The following is an 18,902-nucleotide window of genomic DNA, read 5'->3' as shown; positions in this document are numbered from 1 at the left end:
CTCGCAATGACGGCGGTTGGAGTCTCGTAGCCCGGATGGAGCGCAGCGTAATCCGGGACCGCCGCCGCTTGTGGCACAAATCCTCGGATTGCGCTGCGCTCCATCCGGGCTACGCACCTTTGTTGGGACAGCTACTCGGCCGCGTCGAGAATCGGCGTCACCGTGGCCTTGAACTCCTGCACCGGCACCATGCTCCGGGAGCGATAGATCAAACATGAGCAGCGCAGCAGCGAAGCGAAATTGTTGACCTCGCCGTGATGGTCGAGCACCTCGTTGTAGAGGGTGGTCAGGAACTTGCCGAGGCTCATGCTCTCCTTGGCCGCGATCTCCTCCAGCGTGTCCCAGAATGCCATCTCCAGCCGGATCGAGGTGCAATGCCCGCCGATCCGTAACGACCGGGTCTGGGATTCGTAGTCGCGTTGGGGCTGGTGCGCGAAGAGATGGCACATGGCGTCCTCCCGTCCTGTTGCCATTTTTTCACGATGCTACACGTCTGCCCGGCACCCCACAATCAGAACGGTTACCGGAAGCCGCGTCATACGGGTTGCGCGATTTTCTCGAACGGCCAATGTCTTCAATGTGATAGACACCGCTCCTCCCCAGCCCGCGACGTTCCTGTTGCCCAACACATGCTTTTGACGCAACACGGCCTAGAATAGCGCTGTCAGCGAATCCAGATTCGAGCCTCATGCCCGTCCGCCAGCTTCCAGAACAGGTCGTCAACCGCATCGCCGCCGGCGAGGTGGTCGAGCGGCCCGCGAGCGTGGTCAAGGAGCTGGTCGAGAACGCCATCGATGCCGGCGCGAGCCGGATCGACGTCTTCACCGATGGCGGCGGGCGGCGCCGGATCGGCATCACCGACGACGGCAGCGGCATGACCGCGAAGGACCTGTCGCTCGCGGTCGAGCGCCACGCCACCTCCAAGCTCGACGACGAGGATCTGCTCCAGATCCGCACCCTCGGGTTCCGCGGCGAGGCGCTGCCCTCGATCGGCTCGGTGGCACGGCTGTCGATCACCACGCGCCATGCCAGCGAACCGCATGCCTGGGCGCTCAGCGTCGAGGGCGGCGAGAAATCCGAGATCATGCCGGCCGCGCTCGCGCATGGCACCCGCGTCGAGGTCAACGACCTCTTCTACGCCACGCCGGCGCGGCTGAAATTCCTGAAGACCGACCGCACCGAGGCGGAAGCCATCCGCGAGGTGGTGCGGCGCCTCGCCATGGCGCGGCCCGACGTCGCCTTCACGCTGGCGGGCGAGGAACGCGCGCCGGTGACCTGGGCTGCCGCCCTGCCCGGCGCTGCCGGCCGCCTGACGCGGCTCGGCGATATCTTAGGGGCTGAATTCCGCAGCCACGCCATCGAGGTCCATGCCGAGCGCGAGGGCGTCGTCGTCGCCGGCTATGCCGCGGCTCCCGCGCTGACCAAGGCCAATGCGCTCGGGCAATATCTTTTCGTCAACGGCCGCCCGGTGCGCGACAAGCTGATCCTGGGGGCCGTGCGCGCGGCCTATTCCGACTATCTGCCGCGCGACCGCCATCCGGTGCTGGCGCTGTTCGTCACGCTCGATCCGCGCGAGGTCGACGCCAACGTGCATCCGGCCAAGACCGAAGTGCGCTTCCGCAACGCCGGCCTCGTCCGCGCGCTGATCGTGCACGGACTAAAGGAAGGTCTCGCACGCGAGGGCCGCCGCACCGCGGCCAACAGCGGCGAGAGCGCTCTGTCCTCGTTCCGCCCCGCTTTCACGCCGCCGCGTCCGGCGAGCTGGGACTGGCGCGCCTCACCATCCGCTCCCGTGGCGCCGATGCCGTCTTTCGAAGGCTCCGCCGCGCCGGCTTTCGCCGAGCGCGCGCAGGCCGCGTTCGACGTCGGCGCGCCGAGTGCTGACGTCAGGATCGAGACGCAACCCGTCGCCGACCTCGTCGACCGCCCGCTCGGCGCGGCGCGCACGCAGATCCACGAGACCTACATCGTGTCGCAGACGCGCGACGGCCTGATCATCGTCGACCAGCACGCCGCGCATGAGCGCATCGTATATGAGCGGCTGAAGGCTTCGCTCGCCGCAAACGGCGTGCAGCGGCAGATCCTTTTGATCCCCGAGATCGTCGAGATGGACGAAGCCACGGTGGAGCGCCTGCTGGAGCGCAGCGAAGAGCTTGCTTCATTTGGACTTGCCATCGAATCCTTCGGTCCCGGTGCGGTCGCGGTGCGCGAGACACCGTCGCTGCTCGGCAAGACCAATGCCGGCGGTTTGCTCCGCGATCTCTCCGAGCACATGGCCGAGTGGGACGAAGCTCTTCCTCTCGAACGCCGCCTGATGCACGTCGCCGCCACCATGGCCTGCCACGGCTCGGTGCGCGCCGGCCGCCGGCTGCGGCCGGAAGAGATGAACGCCCTGCTCCGCGCGATGGAGGACACCCCGAACTCCGGCCAGTGCAATCACGGCCGCCCGACCTATGTCGAGCTGAAGCTGAGCGATGTGGAGAAGCTGTTCGGGCGGAGGTGACGCGAGGGTTAGTAGTGCCGTAGGGTGGGCAAAGCGAAGCGTGCCCACCACCTATCGCAAGCATGGAAAGTTCGTGGGCACGACGCGTTGCGCCTTTGCCCACCCTACGGCAGCGCAGCTACGGCTTCCTCAAAAACACAAACTCCGTGTCGTCATAAGCCCGCCGCTCCAACTCCTCGAACCCTTCCGGCGTCACGAACTGCGCGGCCTTGGCTTCTTCGACCACCAGCAGCGCGCCCGGCGTCAGCCAGCCGCCATCGCGCAGGCTGGCGAGCGCCTTCTCCGCAAAGCCCTTGCCGTAGGGTGGATCGAGGAACACCAGCGAGAACGGCTCGACGGGATGCGCGGGGCCCAGATCGGTCGCATCGCGGCGATAGACTTTTGTCACGCCGCCGAGGCCGAGCGACTCGACGTTGTTGCGGAGCAGCGCCCGCGCTTCCGCGCCATTGTCGACGAACAGCGTGAACCTCGCGCCGCGTGACGAAGCTTCGATGCCGAGCGCGCCGGTGCCGGCGAAGAGATCGAGCACGCGCGCATCTTGAATCGGATCGTCATAGGCGTGCACGAGGATGTTGAACACGGACTCGCGCAACCGGTCCGCCGTGGGACGGATGTCGCGCGAGGACGGTGAGGCGAGATTGCGCCCCTTCAGCCTGCCGCCGACGACGCGCAAGCTACTCCTCCCGCGGCGTCAGGTCGCGCTTGCCGTGATAGCCACGCTTGGGACGGCGCGGCGGGCCGTAGCCGTTCGCCTCCATCTCGTTGCGCTCGCGCGCCTCCTCGCTGCCGGTGCGCTGCACCAGCACGCGGCGGCCCTTGCGGTCGTTGATGACGGCACGTTTCATCGGCGTCTTCGGCGCATCATCACCGCGCCCGGCGGACTTCGACGGCACGTCGAACTCGGCGCCCGATTTCTCGATCACCTTGTCGCCGAGCTGCTCGCGCAGCACGCGCGATTTGATCTCGTCGACCTGGCCTTCGGGAATCTCGCCGAGCTGGAACGGGCCGTAGGAGACGCGGATCAGCCGGTTCACCTCGAGCCCGAGATGGGCGCAGACGTTGCGCACCTCGCGGTTCTTGCCTTCGCGGATCGCGAACACCAGCCAGACATTGGCGCCCTGGTCGCGCTCGAGCGTCGCCTCGATCGGACCGTATTTGACGCCCTCGACCTCGATGCCGCTCTTGAGCTCGTCGAGCTGCGCCTGGGTGACGTCGCCATGGGCGCGGACGCGGTAGCGGCGCAGCCAGCCGGTGTCGGGGAGCTCGAGCGTGCGCGCGAGGCCGCCGTCATTGGTGAGCAGCAGCAGGCCCTCGGTGTTGAAGTCGAGCCGCCCGACGCTGATCAGGCGCGGCAGGCCTTCGGGCAGATTGTCGAACACGGTCGGACGCCCCTCGGGGTCGTCATGCGTCGTCATCAGCCCGCGCGGCTTGTGATAGAGGAACAGCCGCGTGCGCTCGCGCGGCGGCAACGGCTTGCCGTCGACCAGGACGACGTCGTTCGGCGTGATGTCGAGCGCCGGCGAGTTGATGACGCGGCCGTTGACGGTGACGCGGCCCTGCGTGACCATTTCCTCGGCGTCGCGGCGCGAGGCGAGCCCCGCACGCGCCAGCGCCTTGGCGATGCGCTCGCCGGCCTTCTTCGGCTTCGGCGCTTCGTCGCGGCGCGGACGGCCCTCGAAATCACGATCGCGCTCGCGATAGGCGCCGCGGCCGCCGAAGGCGGGGCGCTTCTCGAAGATCCTGCTGTCGTCCTCATTGTCGCGGCGCGGACGATCGCGAAAGCGGCCCTCGCTGCGTGGATGCTCCTGCCAGTCCATGCGCCCTTCCGGCCGCTGACGCGGACGATCGAATTTCGGACGGTCACCGCGTTCGCTGTCACGGTCACGCGGCCGATCGAATTTCGGCCGATCGCGGAACGGACGATCGCCGGATGCGCGATCGTCGCGCGAACGCGAGAAGCGCGGACGGTCCTCGCCGTGGCCGCCCTCGCGGCGATCGTCGCGCTGACGCCACGGCTTTTCATCGCCGCGATCGCGGCCGCCAAAGTCCTTGCGCGGCCCACGATCCGCTCCACCACGCGAAAACTTCCGGTCCTCGAATTTGCGTTCGGGACGCTCGCCGCGAGGCGCGCGATCACCGCGATCGAAATTCGGGCGGTCTCCACGCGGCTTGAAGCTGCGCTCGCCACGATCCTCGCGCGGCCCGCGATCCCGATCGCCGCCTCGCGAAAACTTCCGATCGCCGTCGAACTTACGCTCCGGCCGGTCGCCACGCGGCGCATAGGGCCGCTTGTCGCCGAACTTCTTGTCTCCGGTCCGGCCGGCGGGGCGGGAATCATCGCGATCCCTGCGCGGCGGACGGTCGTCGCGCCCATAGGACGGACGATCACCACGCGGCTTGAACGACCGCTTCTCGCCATCACGCGCGCCGCGATCGGAGAACGGACGATCTCCGCGCGGTTTGAAGCTGCGCTCGCCGCGCTCCTCGCCGTCGCGCTTGAAGCGCGGGCGGTCGGAAAAATCGCGGCGCGGGGCATCACCGTCCTCGCGGCGGCGGAAGGGGCGGCTGTCACGGTCGCCACGCGGCCGGCTGTCGCGATCCCCCTTGCCCTCGAAGCCGCGCTTGGCGAATTTCTTCTCGGGGCCACGCGGCTTGCCGCTACGGCCGCCCTTGGACGGGCCCTTGGGGGGGCCTCGCCGGCCGCGGGAATCGTTGTCTTTGTCGCTGTCGCGAGGCATGAATAATCTCACTCAGGGGTGGCGCGAGGGCATTATGCGCGCTCGTTCCGAGCCGCATGCTCAGGCAAAACCGGTATTCACTCTTGCTGAAGGCGGAGCTACTAGCAGGTTTCTGGCGATGATACGAGGCTTGAAAGCCCCCTCTTTCATGGATTTGGCGCTTCTGACGGCCGAAAATGCCGGAAAAGCGGGCGAAGTTCCGATCGGATGCGTGGTGGTCCGCAATTCCGAGGTCATCGCCACCGCGGCGAACCGGACGCTGACCGACCATGACCCCACCGCCCATGCCGAGATCGTGGCGCTGCGCGAGGCGGCGAAAAAGATCGGCAGCGAGCGCCTGGTCGACTGCGACCTCTACGTGACGCTGGAGCCCTGCACCATGTGTGCGGGCGCGATCTCTTTTGCAAGGGTCCGCCGGCTCTATTACGGCGCGGCCGACCCCAAGGGCGGCGCGGTCGAGTCAGGCGTGCGCTTCTTTGCCTCGCCGACCTGCCACCACGCGCCGGACGTCTATTCCGGCGTCGGCGAGAGCGAGGCGGCGCGGCTGCTCAAGGCGTTTTTTCGGGAGCGGCGGTAGGCCCCTGCACCCTCCCCGTCATTGCGAGCGTAGCGAAGCAATCCAGCGTCTTTCCGCGGAGACAGACTGGATTGCTTCGTCGCAAGGGGCTCCTCGCAATGACGGTGTGGCTCAAGCCAAGAAAAACTCCCGCAGCGCCTTCGCGGTCACATCGGGGTTCTCCTCCGTGAGGAAGTGGCCCGAATCCACCGGCATGCCGTCGACGTTCGTCGCCCATTGCTTCCACGTGTCGAGCGGGGTCGCTGCGGCCTGGGCCACGCCGGCATTGCCCCACAGCGCCAGCATCGGCACCGTGATCTTCTTGCCGGCCTCGAAATCGGCCTTGTCGAGGTCGTAGTCGAAATAGGCGCCGGCGCGGTAATCCTCGCACATCGCGTGCACGCGCGCGGGATCGCGGAACGGGGCGATGTAGTGCTCGAGCGCGCGCTTGTCGATCGCATCGAGCGTCTTCGATTTGGTCTGGCTCGCCATCTTGAAGCGCAGGAAGAACTCGCCATTGCCAGAGATCAACGTCTCCGGCAGCGGCGCGGGCTGGGCCAGGAAGGTCCAGTGATAGATCTTCAGCGCATAGGCGCGGTTCATCCGCTCCCAGTAATTATAGGTCGGCAGGATATCGAGCACGGCGAGCTTCGACAGCCGGCCGGGATGGTCGAGCGCGAGGCGATAGGAGACACGGCCGCCACGGTCGTGGCCGGCGAGCGCGAAATGCACGTGGCCGAGCTGCTCCATCGCCTCGATCATGGCCTTGGCCATCGCGCGCTTGCTGTAGGGCATGTGCAGCGCATCGCTCGCGGGCATGTCGGACCAGCCGTAGCCCGGCAGGTCGGCGATGATCAGCGTGAACTTGTCTGCCAATTGCGGCGCCACGCGGTGCCACATCACATGCGTCTCGGAGAAGCCGTGCAGCAGCAGCAGCGGCGGGCCCTCGCCGCCGACGCGGGCGAAGATACGGCCGAAGGAGGTGTTGATCCACTCGGAGGCGAAGCCGGGATAGAGGTCGGCGAGATCGGACATCTTTCTGCATCCTTGTCTGGTCGTTGCCGGGGCCCCCCGACAAAAAAATGTCGAAAACAACCCCATGCACAGTAGCACGGCGTCATCGGCCGGGATGGCTAACCCCAACAGCCGATTACGTATTTCTGGAATGTCGATGTGGCGGCGCGAAGGCGCCGAAACCCTCGAGATTCCGGATCGGCGCGTTGCGCGCGCCGTCCGGAATGACGAGCTAGTTGTTGTGACGAGTTAAGTTTTGGCCTTCTCCGCCTCCACCGCCTGCCAGCCGATGTCGCGGCGGCAGAAGCCTTCCGGCCAGTTGATGCGGTCGACGGCGTGGTAGGCGCGGCTCTGGGCCTCGGTCACGGTCTTGCCCAGCGCGCAGACATTGAGCACGCGGCCGCCGTTGGCGAGGATCGCGCCGTCCTTCTCGACCGTTCCAGCGTGGAAGATCTCGACGGTGTCGACCGTGGCGGCGTCATCGAGCCCCTCGATGCGCGTGCCCTTCTGGTAGTCGCCGGGATAGCCCTTGGCCGCCATCACCACTGTGAGCGCGGATTCCGGATGCCAGCGCAGATCGAAATGCTTCAACTCCCCGTCGCAGGCGGCGATGAACGCCGGCACGATGTCCGACATCATGCGCAGCATCAGCACCTGGCACTCGGGATCGCCGAAGCGGACGTTGAACTCGAACAGTTTTGGTCCCTGCGTGGTCAGCATGATGCCGGCGTAGAGGATGCCGCGGAACGGCGTGCCGCGCTGCTTCATGCCGGCAACCGTCGGCAGGATGATCTTCGCCATGATCGCGTCATGGATCGCCGGCGTCACCAGCGGGGTCGGCGAATAGGCGCCCATGCCGCCGGTGTTCGGGCCGACGTCGTGGTCGAACACGCGCTTGTGGTCCTGGGCGGAGGCCAGCGGGATCGCGGTCTCGCCGTCGCACAGCGCGAAGAAGCTGATCTCGCGACCCGGCAGAAACTCCTCGATCACGACTTCAGTGCCGGCCTCGCCAAAGGCGCCCTCGAACATCATGGCGATGGCGTCCTCCGCCTCGCGCACGGTCTTGGCGACGACGACGCCCTTGCCGGCGGCGAGGCCGTCGGCCTTCACCACGATCGGCGCGCCCTGGCTGCCCACGTAGTCGCGCGCATCCTTGGCGTTGGTGAAGCGCTTGTAGGCGCCCGTCGGAATGCCGAATTCGGTGCACAGCGCCTTGGTGAACCCCTTGGAGCTTTCCAGCTGGGCGGGGATCTTGCTCGGCCCGAACGCCTTGATGCCGCTAGCTATGAGATCATCGACGATGCCGGCCGCCAGCGGCGTCTCCGGGCCGACCACCACGAGCTCCACCGCGTTTTTCTTGCAGAAGTCGATCACGGCGGCATGGTCGGCGATGTCGAGCGCCACGCACTCCGCCTCGCGCGCGATGCCGGCATTGCCGGGCGCGCACCAGAATTTCGTGACCAGGGGGGAGGCCGCGATCTTCCATGCCAGAGCATGTTCGCGGCCGCCGGAACCGAGCAGGAGAATGTGCATCGAGGGCTCGAAATAAGGGGTTTTGCTGGGGCCGGAGGTCGCACGAATCGGGGTGGGGCTCAAGGGGGCGCCCATCCAATTCTCCGCCATTCCGGAGGCACGGCGTGCAGCCGATCTTACCCTCCCCTGGAGGGGGAGGGTCGCTACGCATGTAGCGAAGCGGAATGCGTCGCGGGGTGGGGTGACGCTCTCTCCGCGTTGGACGCTGCCCGTGGGGAGAGATCACCCCACCCCGCTCGCGCTGCGCGCGATCGACCTCCCCCTCCAGGGGAGGGTAAGTCAGACCTGTTTCCCCGCGATGATCTCCTGCAGCGTCGCGACGTGCCGCGCGAAGGCGCCGCGGCCGGCGGCGGTGGCGGTCACCGTGGTCTGCGGCTTCTTGCCGACGAAGGCCTTGTCCACCGAGACGTAGCCAGCTTTCGCCAGCGTCTCGATATGGGCGCCGAGATTCCCGTCAGTGGCGCCGGTGAGCTTCTTCAGGCGCGAGAACTCCAGACCGGCCGACACAGGCAGCGCGTTCAATGCGGCCATGATTTTCAGCCGCAGCGGCTGGTGGATGATGTCGTCGAGCTCGGCCATGCGCTAGATCCGCCGCATCCAGAGGCCGCCGAGGATCAGGCCGCCGCCGTTGACGAAGGCCATCCAGAGCGGGAACGCCTCGCCGATATAGAAGAAGCCGATCAGCGTCAGCGCGGAGATGCCGAGGCCGATCGCCACGAAGGCATAGCCGAACCACAGGCCCGCCAGCATATAGAACAGCATGAAATAGAGCGGCCAGAATGCGCCCAGCTGGCGCGGACCGAAATGGCCAATCACGCTGGTGCAGAGATAACCGAAGGCGAAGAACAGCACGAACACCAGGAGCAGCCTGATGCTGGCGGCGGCACCACCGGGATGATGCGGCGGATTCAGCACGCGGAGCCCAACCAGACCGACGACGCCCACAACGTCCGCGACAACCCAGGCGTAGACCGCATAGATCGGCCAGAGCCAGGTCACGAGGTTGGCTGCAAACACCAGCACGCCCCACCAGACCGCTGCGAGGCTCGCGAGCTCATACAGTTGCGATTGCTTCACGCGCTGGACGATGTCGTCGATATCGGCCAGCGCGGCGGATGCCTCCTTGCTGTCGATCATGACTGCCCGCCCCCGCGCGTGGCCACGTCGTCGGCGATCACCGAGATCGCCTTCGGCTGGGTGACGATGCCCATGTGGTTGATGCCGTCGATGATCTTGACGTCGACCGACGGCTTCACCGCCTGCACGGCTTCGGCATATTTGTCCGAGATCATCATCTCGTCCTCCGCACCACTGATGATCGTGACCGGACGCGTCGTTGCGGGAAGATCGAGGCGATAACCGCGCGTCGCGAAATTGCGCATCAGGCGATCGGAATAGGTGGAGACGAGGTATTTCGCCGAGGTCGGCGGCACCGCCAGCGCGAGCACCGGAAGCTGCGAGCAGCAATCGATGCCGAGCTTGCGCAGCGCCGTCAGGCCGAAGAAGCGCGGCACGTCGATGCTGGCCCAACCGCCGGCATTGGGCCGGTTGGTCGGCGCGTCATAGCCCAGATAGGGCGCGAGCAGCACGGTGCGCACGAACATGTCCTGCATGATCGGCGTCGCGGCGACGCGCAGCGAGAAGCCGGCGCCGGCGGAATGACCAATCAGGGTGAGCGGCAGGTCCGGCGCCGTCTTGCGCAGATGGGCGACGAAATCGACCAGGTCGTCCTCGAGCTGGCCGACATAACCGATGTCGCCGCGCGTGCCGGAGCCGCCGTGGCCGCGGATGTCGAGCGCCCAGGTCTCCACGCCGCGCGCGGCGATCGCATGGGTCAGCGCGTGGTTGACCGTGCCACTGGAGCCGGAGGAGCCGTGGATGAAGATCGCGCCGCCGCCCGTCGCCGGACCATTCGGCGCATAGTGGCGATAGCCGATCCAGGTACCGTCACGCGCCTGGAAGCGCTCCAGCTGCGGCATGGTCGAGAAGTCGACGAGCTTCACGGACTCCGAGACCGAACGCATCTCAGGCGGCCGTTGCAATGGTGTTGCGATCATCGCGGCCAAGATCAGCGCCACCGCGCCGACCGCACACAGGGCCCATTTCACTCCGTTCAAAACGCCACGCAGCAGGCGCGTCGCCATGGCTCGTCTCCCTCAAACTCATCAATCGATAGAGAACTCTATATAACAGAGTACTCTTCCGTTCAATCCCCGGATTGGCGCCGCGCGGCGAAAATCCTTAACGTCGGGTCTGACCCCAAAATGCCGAATCGCTTGCCGATGCCGCCTGCGGAACAACTGAACAACGCGTTCGAATTCACCGTCTCCGAGCTCTCGCAGTCCCTGAAGCGGACTGTGGAAGACACCTATGGCCATGTCCGGGTCCGCGGTGAGATCTCAGGCTTCCGTGGCGCCCATTCCTCCGGCCATTGCTATTTCGCGCTCAAGGACGAGAGCGCCAAGATCGAGGCGGTGATCTGGAAGGGCGTGCACGGCCGCATGCGCTTCAAGCCCCAGGAGGGGCTCGAGGTGATCGCCACCGGCAAGCTCACGACCTATCCGGGCTCCTCGAAGTACCAGATCGTGATCGAGGCGCTGGAGCCCGCCGGCATCGGCGCGCTGATGGCTCTGATGGAGGAGCGCAAGAAGAAGCTCGCCGCCGAAGGCCTGTTCGACGAGGCGCGCAAGCAGCTGCTGCCGTGGCTGCCGGAGGTGATCGGTGTCGTGACCTCGCCGACCGGCGCCGTCATCCGCGACATCCTGCACCGGCTCGAGGACCGCTTTCCCCGCCGCGTGCTGGTGTGGCCGGTCAAGGTGCAGGGCGAAGGCTCGGCCGAGCAGGTCGCGGCCGCGATCCGCGGCTTCAACGCGCTGCCCGAGGGCGGCAAGATTCCGCGCCCAGACGTGCTGATCGTTGCGCGCGGCGGCGGCTCGCTGGAGGATCTCTGGTCGTTCAACGAGGAGATCGTGGTGCGGGCAGCCGCCGAGAGCATGATCCCGCTGATCTCGGCGGTGGGGCACGAGACCGACATCACGCTGATCGATTTCGTCGCCGACAAGCGCGCGCCGACGCCGACGGCCGCCGCCGAGATGGCGGTGCCGGTGCGCAGCGAATTGTTCGTCGAGGTCGCCGATCTCGGACGCCGCACCCGCGCCTATTGGCAGCGCGCCCAGGAGAGCCGCCGCAGCGAGCTGCGCGCCGCCGCGCGCGCGCTGCCGGCGGCCGGCGATCTGCTCGCCATTCCCCGGCAGCGGCTGGATTCGGCGGGCGCGTCGCTGCCCCGCTGCCTCAAGGCCAACACGCATGCGCATTTCCGCAGGTTCACCGCCGCCAGCTCAAAGCTGACATTGCGCGTGCTGCACGGCCAGATCTCGCAGGCCGATCACCGCCTCACCGTGTGCGGCGAGCGGCTCGGCCTGTCCGCGCGATCGCTGCTGCGGCAGCGGCGCGACCGCTTTGCGGGCCTCGAGGTTCGGCTGCGCGCCTCAAAGCTTTCGAATGCGCAGGCGCAGCGCAACGCGATTGCCCGCCAGCGCGAGCGCACGCATCGCCTCGCCGAGCGCGCCGGCCGCGCACTCGTCACGCTGCTGCAGCGGCTCGATGCCCGCGTCGAGAACAGCGGCAAGCTGCTCTCCGCTCTGTCCTATCGCAGCGTGCTCGCGCGCGGCTTTGCCCTGGTGCGCGATGAAGCCGGCCACCCCGTCCATGCGGCGGACGCGATCGGCCCCGGCGCGCGTCTCGAGATCGAGTTCGCCGACGGCCGTGTCGGCGCGACCGCGGATGCGGATCGGCCGACGCCCGCGGCAAAGCGCGCGCCGGCGCAAGCGAAGCCGGCCACGCAGGAGACAAAGCCCGCGCCGAAGCGCGCGGCCAAGCCGGTAGATCAAGGCAGCTTGTTCTGAGTGCGCGAGGGCGGCGCTCTATCCCCGTCATTGCGAGGAGGCCTTGCGACGAAGCAATCCAGAATCCATCCGCGGAAAGATTCTGGATTGCTTCGCTGCGCTCGCAATGACGATGTGGAAGCAGCGCGTAACCCGCCGAGCTCCGTCATCCTGAGGTGCGAGGCTTGCGATGCAAGCGCATCGCAAGGTGAGCCTCGAAGGATGTACGGCCGGGATGCAGCCGGGCCGTCGCCCTTCGAGGCTCGCCGAAGAGGCGAGCACCTCAGGGTGACGGGACTAGCAGGGTAAGCTTCAGCGGCAGGACAATCCCGCGTCGATCGTGGTCCAGAAGCCGCAATGCTCCGGCGCCAGCATGGGTGCGCCGGCGTGGGCTTCGTACAGGAAGATCGCGACGGTGAAGACGATCAGGGCGGAGGCGAAGAGTGTGATGCGGTTGCGCATGTGAGATGCGTTTAATCGACATCGTGGTCGAATGATGGCGCGGCCACGTACTGAAACCGCGGCCATGCGCGATCCGTAGATTCACGGTCGGCCATTTTCCGTGCAGGGCGGTGGTCGATGCGGGGCTGTCCGCGTGATGTTGTTCCCCGGGCGGCCCCGCTTCCGCCTTCGCTCTATCGAGCTACGGCGGGACAAGTCCGCTTCGTCCGGGCTACCGCGCCAGCCATTGCGCGACTTCCTTCTGCGACTCCGCGCGCGCGTCGGCATCCGTGCCGAGGTGGCCATGCTCGGGCGCGGCGGCGTCGCTGCTGCCGCTGGCCGCGTGCAGCGGCGTGTTGGCGCGGTCGAAATCGTGATAGGCGCCGGGATAGACCACGATGCGCGCGAGCGCGCTGCGGCCATGCGCGCCGTCCACCATCTGGCGGCAGGCCGGCGGCGACGACACGTCGTCATTGCCGCCGATCAGCAGCAGCGTCGGCACCCGCGCGCTCCAGCCCAAACCCGCCGAGATCCGGCAATCCGGATAGAACGCGATCGCGGCTCGGAAATCCGGACCCTGATCGCGCGCCGTGCTCTGCGGGCGCACGGCCCAGAGCAGCGCGCTGGCGCCGTTGGCCCAGCCCATCAGGCTGATGCGGTCGCGCGCGACCCAGGCCTGCTTCATCAGCCAGGCGCGCGAGGCCGCGATGTCGGCGACACGCTCGCGCCGCGCCTTGACGTGACTCTCCTTGACGCGGCACTGCGGCCCGAGCTCGCGCGAGCCGTAGCTGTCCGGCAGCAGCACGGCATTACCGTCCCTGAGCAGGCGCTCGGCCCAGTCGCGATAGCGCGGCAGCACGGGATCGGAATGGCCGCCGAGGCCGCCGCAGCCATGCAGCGCGATCACGGTCGGAAACGGCCCGTCGCCCTCGGGCTTGTAGAGCTGCGCATGCAGGATTCCCGAGGCGAGCGGAATCTCGACCTGATGCGGCACGGGTGCCGGCGCCGCGTGTGCGGCCGGTACCAGGAGCATCAGGAACAGGGCGATCAGTCGAAGGCGCATCGGACTCTGCCGTATCAGGTGCCGGCCGCGAGCGGCCCTTTTTTTGAGCATGATCTTTTCGGGAAACCGCTCCGCACTTTTCCGGATCATGCTGCGATCCTTCGCCCGGAGCACTACCACGCGGAAACGGCGGCAAAACATCACAAACCGGTGGGTTTAACGGGCGGACAAGCCACCCTATCTATGCTACATCCCGTCCAACACATCGTGCCCTTACGGGCCTTCCACGGAGACTTTCGACCGTGCTGAACAAGTTCGGCTCTTCCGGCCATGGCGAAGCGCAGGTGCAATATCTCGACGGCGATTTCCGCGTGATCTCGCCGGGGACCTTCGTGCGCTGCGCCATCACCGACACGCGGATCCCGCTCGACGAATTGAAGTACTGGAGCGTCGATCTGCAGGAGGCCTACGCCACGCCCGCCGCGGTATTGCAGCGGCATTTTCCCGGCGCGCTGAAAGTGTGATCCCGTAGGGTGGGCAAAGGCGCGCAGCGCCGTGCCCACCGTCTCTCCAAGACCGCGACAACCAACGTGGGCACGCTTCGCTTTGCCCACCCTACGATACCGCGCTTGTGGCATCGTTCTGCTATTGCGGCTCTGGACCATCTCCGCCTACGCACGTCTTGATGAAACTCTTCCTGGGTTCACCGACGACCTTCTGATCGATCGCCTGCTTCAGGCAATCGACCCGCGCCTGCGCCATGCACAGCTGCATCTGGTCGCGCTTGTCCTGTCCCTTCAGGTTTTGCGTCGAAGCAAGACAGGTGACGCGCTTGGCCGCAGGAACCGGCACGGTGGTGGGAGCGGCGGACGGCGTCGTCGTCTGCGCAAACACAGGCGCAACAATCAGACACAAAAGGCTGGCGGCGACGGCGGCGGACGGCAGTTTCATCGAACTCTCCTGATCGTATGAGATCGATAGGGGTTTTGCGATGAATGCCGGCTGAATGGCGAACTGCCGTAGGGTGGGTTAGCTCGCGGCTGCGCGAAGCGCAGTCCGCTGGCGTAACCCACCATGCATCAGCGAATGCGGGACGAACCTGGTGGGTTACGCCTGGCAACCGCGCTTCGCGCGGTCGCAAGGCTAACCCACCCTACGGGACCTACCGACCTGCACACCGCGACATGATCCTCATCGTGGCGATCCGCGTTGCATCGAATCGTGCTTGCACTCCGAGGTAAGTCATTTCGCTTTGTGGTTGGATTTTTCGTCTCGGTCCGGCGTCCTTAAGTTGTTTGACGAAGTCTTGCTGAAACAGAAGGCTGCTAATCTCCGTGCTAGGTAATTAGCCCTGTACTTTTTATCGCACAGACAATCAGGTCAACCAAACGGCCGTCGAGCTTTGGAATTGGCGCAGTCTGTGAACGGGCTCATATCGAAGAGCCACCTGACGGGCTACGATCACCTCGCGGTGGAATATCTGTAAATTCAAAGTCAATCGATGGGGGTGATCATGCCCATCATACTGGACTTGCTCTATCGCGAATATTGCCGCGCCCGCCTCGCCGAAATGCGCAAGCAGCTTCTGATCGCAGCTGAACGCTTTGAAGCACTCGAAGCGGACTATCTTCTCTCGGATCAGAGTGACGACGAGAGGACGGCGGCACACCGCAAGACCGGCCGCAGCGCGCCGCATTGAAGCGGCCAAGACCGGCAATCTCTCCCGCGTGGCAGTGACCAAGCAATTGGCAACAGTTTTGCGAGGCCGCGATGAACACACCCGAATGCTATACCGTCATGGTGACCTGCGTCTCGTGCCTGACCATCGTCGGAATGATGCTCGTTGGGGCGTGGTGAGCATGGGACTGCGCTTCGCGTAGCCCGGGGCTAACCGACCCTACGGGTTCTGATGGTGGGCACGCTTGGCTTTTCCCACCCTACGAGATCAGCGTCTGGAGAACCTGCGCTCGCGCGCCTTGTAGAGGTGATCGCTGATCAACTGACGCAGCTTCCCTGGATCGTCGAATTCGAGCTGGACGGCGAACGGCACGATGCCGGCAGGCACGCCTTCGCTGCCATGCAGGCGCGCAAGATCCTTTTCCGTCGTCACCAGCGTCAACTGCTCGCGCTGTGCTTCCTCCGCGAGTGCGACGAGCTCCTCGCGCGAATACATATGATGATCGTCGAAGCGGCGCGCGCGCGCGACATCGATCCCACTTGCCCGCAATGTGCGAAAGAAGCGCGCGGGATCGCCGATACCGGCGAAGGCGAAAACGCGTTTGCCGAGGAGCTGCGCGAGCGAGGCCGCATCCGGCTTCAACCGCGCGCGCAGCTCGGGCTTGTTGCGCTTGGCGAGCTCGGCCGCGACATCGTTGGCGGCACGGCCATCCCCGATCAGCACCAGCGCGTCGGTGCGCGCGAGCTGCGCCTGCAGCGGCGCACGCAGGGGGCCGGCGGGAAACACCGCGCCGTTGCCGAGGCCGCGCTCGCTGTCGATCACGATGAGCGAAGCATCCTTCAAAAGGCTCGGGTTCTGGAAACCGTCGTCCATCAGGATCACGGTGGCGCCTCGCGACTTCGCCAGCGCCACACCATCGAGGCGGTCGCGCGCGACGGTGACGGGAACGTCGCGCGCCATCATCAAGGGCTCGTCGCCGACGTCAGTTGCGGTGTGGCGCTCGCGGTCGACCATGACAGGGCCCTTCAGGCGCCCGCCATAGCCGCGGCTCAGCACCACCGGGCTCTCGCCGAGCTCGCGCAAGAGCCTGGTCAGCGCCAGCACGGTCGGCGTCTTGCCGGCGCCGCCGACATGGTAATTGCCAACGCAGATCACGGGGATGCCGGCGTCGAAGCCCTCGCGCAGCATGCGCCGTTCGGTGATCGCGCCGTAGAGCGCACCGAGCGGCCAAAGCGCATGCGATTGAAGGGAACGTGGCCGGTACCAGAAGGCCGGCTCACGCATTGGCGGCCCCCATCTCGATCCGCAATTGCAGCAGATAGGGCTCGAGCGCGGTCATGGTGCGGTTGAGCGCGCCGCCGAGCTGCTCGACGACGCCGGCACCTGCCTGCTGCATCTTGTCGCGCAACGTCGGATCGGCCAGCAGCTGGCCGAGCTGCTTGACCAGCGCTTCCGGCGTATCGGCCTGGCGCGCGCCGCCGCTCGCATCGAGCGCCTCGTAGACGTCGGTGAAGTTGAAGACGTGCGGGCCGTGGACGATCGCCGCCCCTAACTTGATCGCCTCGATCGGGTTCTGGCCGCCGTGGCGGATCAGCGATCCGCCCATGAACACGATCGGCGAGAGGCGATAGAACAGGCCGAGCTCGCCCATGGTGTCGGCGACGTAGACGTCGGTCGCGGCCGTCGGCAGCTCCTCGCGCGAGTGCAAGGCGGGCTTGAGGCCGGACGCCGTGACGAGGCCTGCAATCGAGGAGCCGCGATCGGGATGCCGCGGCACGATCACGGTCAGAAGCTGCGGGAAGAAGCCGACCAGGCTGCGATGCGCCGCGATCAGCATCTCGTCCTCGCCCGGATGGGTCGAGGCGGCGACGATGATCGGCCGCCCGCGCGTCATCGCCATCAGCCGTTCGAGTTTTGCGTGATCGGCCGGCGGCGCCGGCACGTCGAGCTTGAGATTGCCCGTGGTGACGACGTCGCGGCCGCCGAGCGCGGAGAAGCGCTCCGCATCGGTCCTGGACTGCGCCAGGCAAATATCGAACCGCGACAGCAGCGCCGAGATGGTGCCGTGCATGCGGCGCCAGCGCGGGAAGGAGCGCGGCGACATCCGCCCGTTGATCAGCACCATCGGCACCCGCCGTGCGGCGCCCGCCAGGATCAAATTCGGCCACAGGTCGGATTCGATGAACAGCGCCAGCGACGGCTTCCAGTGGTCGAGGAAGCGCGCGACATAGCGCGGGGAATCATACGGCACGTATTGATGGATGACGTCGGGCGGAAAGCGCTTTGCGACGACCGCCGCCGAGGTGACCGTGCCCGAGGTGAGCAGGATGCGCAAATTGAGATCGCGCAGGCGCTCGATCAGGGCAGCCGCAGCCAGCACCTCGCCGACGCTGGCGCCGTGGATCCAGACCAAGGGGCCGTGCGGCCGGACGTCGCGGGACAGGCCGCGCCGCTCGCCGACCCGCGCGGGGTCCTCCTTGCCCTGCTTCAAGCGCCGCTTGATCAGTGCAGGCGCGAGCGGCACCAGGCCCGAGGCCAGGCGCCGATACATCCGCAGCGTGATGGGCAGCGCAATGGGCAGCGATTTAGGCATCTTCCGGTCCCGGGCGGCCGAGCTGCGCATAGGCGCGCCGGGTCGCCTCGTTCAGCGTCTCCTCCAACTCCAGCCGCAGCGCTTCCATCATCGCGGCGTCGGCATCTGCGGGAACGTGGATTTCCTTGATGCCGACCAATGCGCCCCGCCCGAATGGCAAATTGATGGTGGTGCGGTCCCAGTTCTTGAGCCGGATGAAGCGGCTGGTCGCCATCGCGAAAGGCATGATCGGCCGTCCCGATTCCCGTGCCAGCATGATGATGCCGAGCCCGGCCACGCGGGAGCGCTTGGGGACATCGGCGGTCAGCGCGACATTACAACCGTCCTGGAGCGTCCGCACCATTTCCTTGAAGGCGCCGACCCCGCCCTTGCGATGAAAGGCCCCGCCGTGATCCCCGGAACCACGGATGGTGCCGATACCGAGCCGCTCGGCGGCGATGGCATTGAATTCGCCGTCGCGATGCCGGGAGATCAGGACCCTGGCCTTGTACCAGTCCTTGTTCTTGATGAAGGGGGTGAGGAAGTGCTGGCCGTGCCAGAAGGCGAAGATCGCCGGGATCTGCGGCTCGACGATGTCATAGACATCGGGCGGATCGAACGTGAACTTGTTGGTCCGCCAGACAAAGCGCAGATATTCGGCCGCCAGGACCCCGACGGCACGCTGAACGAAGCTGCTTCGCAGCGTATTGCGAAGCAGTTTTTTCAACGCGCCGGTTCTTGATTCGGGTCGAGCAGGCGGTGGAGATGGACGATGAAATAGCGCATCTGCGCATTGTCGACCGTGCTCTGGGCCTTGGCCCGCCAGGCAGCGTGCGCCGTCGCGTAGTTCGGATAGAGGCCGACGATCTCGACGTCGTCCAGGTTCTTGAAGGTGTTGTGCTCGAGATCGACGAGCTCTCCGCCGATGACGAGGTGAAGCAGTTGTTGCGGGGCACTATCTGGCATGGGTTCTCTTTCTA

At 66.4% G+C, this 18,902-nt stretch carries 20 protein-coding genes; 5 read left to right on the top strand and 15 right to left on the bottom strand.

The genetic code is table 11. From position 1 onward, the window contains the following. Positions 1 to 131: 131 nt before the first annotated feature. Positions 132 to 449, bottom strand: coding sequence for a ribbon-helix-helix domain-containing protein (locus tag N2603_RS06150; protein ID WP_018648391.1), 318 nt, complete (start codon positions 447 to 449; stop codon positions 132 to 134). Between the two features lie 239 nt (positions 450 to 688). Between N2603_RS06150 and mutL the strand changes: the two genes are divergently transcribed. After that, positions 689 to 2,503, top strand: a complete 1,815-nt coding sequence (gene mutL, locus N2603_RS06145) for a DNA mismatch repair endonuclease MutL (RefSeq protein WP_260388063.1) — start codon at positions 689 to 691, stop codon at positions 2,501 to 2,503. A gap of 118 nt (positions 2,504 to 2,621) precedes the next feature. Here mutL and rsmD read toward each other — a convergent pair whose 3' ends face one another. After that, complete coding sequence (gene rsmD / locus N2603_RS06140) at positions 2,622 to 3,176, bottom strand: 16S rRNA (guanine(966)-N(2))-methyltransferase RsmD (RefSeq protein ID WP_260388062.1); 555 nt, start codon at positions 3,174 to 3,176, stop codon at positions 2,622 to 2,624. 1 nt (position 3,177) lies between these two features. Then, positions 3,178 to 5,241, bottom strand: coding sequence for a pseudouridine synthase (locus N2603_RS06135; RefSeq protein ID WP_260388061.1), 2,064 nt, complete (start codon positions 5,239 to 5,241; stop codon positions 3,178 to 3,180). Between the two features lie 118 nt (positions 5,242 to 5,359). Between N2603_RS06135 and N2603_RS06130 the strand changes: the two genes are divergently transcribed. Then, positions 5,360 to 5,818 (top strand): nucleoside deaminase, encoded by a 459-nt coding sequence (locus tag N2603_RS06130; RefSeq protein WP_018648395.1) that lies wholly within the window; start codon positions 5,360 to 5,362, stop codon positions 5,816 to 5,818. 111 nt (positions 5,819 to 5,929) lie between these two features. On the opposite strand, the gene N2603_RS06125 is transcribed toward N2603_RS06130, so the two are convergent. From N2603_RS06125 to N2603_RS06105, 5 genes are all read right to left on the bottom strand, one after another. Beyond that, positions 5,930 to 6,832, bottom strand: coding sequence for an alpha/beta fold hydrolase (locus N2603_RS06125; protein WP_018648396.1), 903 nt, complete (start codon positions 6,830 to 6,832; stop codon positions 5,930 to 5,932). 228 nt (positions 6,833 to 7,060) lie between these two features. After that, positions 7,061 to 8,344, bottom strand: coding sequence for a phosphoribosylamine--glycine ligase (gene purD, locus N2603_RS06120; protein WP_260388060.1), 1,284 nt, complete (start codon positions 8,342 to 8,344; stop codon positions 7,061 to 7,063). 279 nt (positions 8,345 to 8,623) lie between these two features. Then, positions 8,624 to 8,923, bottom strand: a complete 300-nt coding sequence (locus N2603_RS06115; protein ID WP_071909521.1) for a winged helix-turn-helix domain-containing protein — start codon at positions 8,921 to 8,923, stop codon at positions 8,624 to 8,626. Positions 8,924 to 8,926: 3 nt separating this feature from the next. Further along, entirely contained in the window at positions 8,927 to 9,481 is a 555-nt protein-coding gene (locus tag N2603_RS06110) for a hypothetical protein (protein WP_260388059.1), read from the bottom strand. After that, positions 9,478 to 10,488 (bottom strand): alpha/beta hydrolase, encoded by a 1,011-nt coding sequence (locus tag N2603_RS06105; protein ID WP_260388058.1) that lies wholly within the window; start codon positions 10,486 to 10,488, stop codon positions 9,478 to 9,480. The genes N2603_RS06110 and N2603_RS06105 overlap by 4 nt, the downstream gene beginning before the upstream one ends. 138 nt (positions 10,489 to 10,626) lie before the next feature. On the opposite strand from N2603_RS06105, the gene xseA reads away from it, so the two are divergent. Beyond that, a complete protein-coding gene (gene xseA, locus N2603_RS06100) occupies positions 10,627 to 12,249 on the top strand; it encodes an exodeoxyribonuclease VII large subunit (protein WP_260424157.1) in 1,623 nt (540 codons plus the stop codon). A gap of 291 nt (positions 12,250 to 12,540) precedes the next feature. On the opposite strand, the gene N2603_RS06095 is transcribed toward xseA, so the two are convergent. After that, positions 12,541 to 12,690, bottom strand: a complete 150-nt coding sequence (locus N2603_RS06095; protein WP_211407658.1) for a hypothetical protein — start codon at positions 12,688 to 12,690, stop codon at positions 12,541 to 12,543. Between the two features lie 211 nt (positions 12,691 to 12,901). Next, positions 12,902 to 13,732 carry a dienelactone hydrolase family protein gene (locus tag N2603_RS06090; RefSeq protein WP_260388057.1) on the bottom strand — a complete coding sequence of 277 codons (831 nt, stop codon included), beginning with the start codon at positions 13,730 to 13,732 and terminating at the stop codon, positions 12,902 to 12,904. Positions 13,733 to 13,974: 242 nt separating this feature from the next. On the opposite strand from N2603_RS06090, the gene N2603_RS06085 reads away from it, so the two are divergent. After that, complete coding sequence (locus tag N2603_RS06085) at positions 13,975 to 14,196, top strand: DUF2093 domain-containing protein (protein ID WP_260388056.1); 222 nt, start codon at positions 13,975 to 13,977, stop codon at positions 14,194 to 14,196. A 121-nt stretch (positions 14,197 to 14,317) separates the two neighbouring features. On the opposite strand, the gene N2603_RS06080 is transcribed toward N2603_RS06085, so the two are convergent. Then, the gene (locus N2603_RS06080; RefSeq protein ID WP_260388055.1) at positions 14,318 to 14,623 is read right to left on the bottom strand and encodes a hypothetical protein; all 306 of its coding nucleotides are present in this window, start codon (positions 14,621 to 14,623) and stop codon (positions 14,318 to 14,320) included. A 550-nt stretch (positions 14,624 to 15,173) separates the two neighbouring features. Here N2603_RS06080 and N2603_RS06075 point away from each other — a divergent pair. Continuing rightward, entirely contained in the window at positions 15,174 to 15,371 is a 198-nt protein-coding gene (locus tag N2603_RS06075) for a hypothetical protein (RefSeq protein ID WP_018648406.1), read from the top strand. A 246-nt stretch (positions 15,372 to 15,617) separates the two neighbouring features. Here the strand turns inward: N2603_RS06075 and lpxK are convergent, their stop codons facing one another. From lpxK to N2603_RS06055, 4 genes are read right to left on the bottom strand one after another with little or no spacing between them, the layout of a single operon-like run. Continuing rightward, the gene (gene lpxK, locus N2603_RS06070) at positions 15,618 to 16,634 is read right to left on the bottom strand and encodes a tetraacyldisaccharide 4'-kinase (RefSeq protein WP_260388054.1); all 1,017 of its coding nucleotides are present in this window, start codon (positions 16,632 to 16,634) and stop codon (positions 15,618 to 15,620) included. Beyond that, positions 16,627 to 17,973 carry a 3-deoxy-D-manno-octulosonic acid transferase gene (locus N2603_RS06065; RefSeq protein WP_260388053.1) on the bottom strand — a complete coding sequence of 449 codons (1,347 nt, stop codon included), beginning with the start codon at positions 17,971 to 17,973 and terminating at the stop codon, positions 16,627 to 16,629. The genes lpxK and N2603_RS06065 overlap by 8 nt, the downstream gene beginning before the upstream one ends. Next, entirely contained in the window at positions 17,936 to 18,649 is a 714-nt protein-coding gene (locus N2603_RS06060) for a lysophospholipid acyltransferase family protein (protein WP_018648409.1), read from the bottom strand. The genes N2603_RS06065 and N2603_RS06060 overlap by 38 nt, the downstream gene beginning before the upstream one ends. Further along, entirely contained in the window at positions 18,646 to 18,888 is a 243-nt protein-coding gene (locus tag N2603_RS06055) for a DUF4170 domain-containing protein (RefSeq protein ID WP_018648410.1), read from the bottom strand. The genes N2603_RS06060 and N2603_RS06055 overlap by 4 nt, the downstream gene beginning before the upstream one ends. Positions 18,889 to 18,902: the final 14 nt, after the last annotated feature.

Origin of the sequence: Bradyrhizobium huanghuaihaiense (assembly GCF_025200885.1) — a bacterium.
Lineage (GTDB): Bacteria > Pseudomonadota > Alphaproteobacteria > Rhizobiales > Xanthobacteraceae > Bradyrhizobium > Bradyrhizobium huanghuaihaiense.
This window is presented reverse-complemented; position numbering and strand designations above follow the sequence as displayed.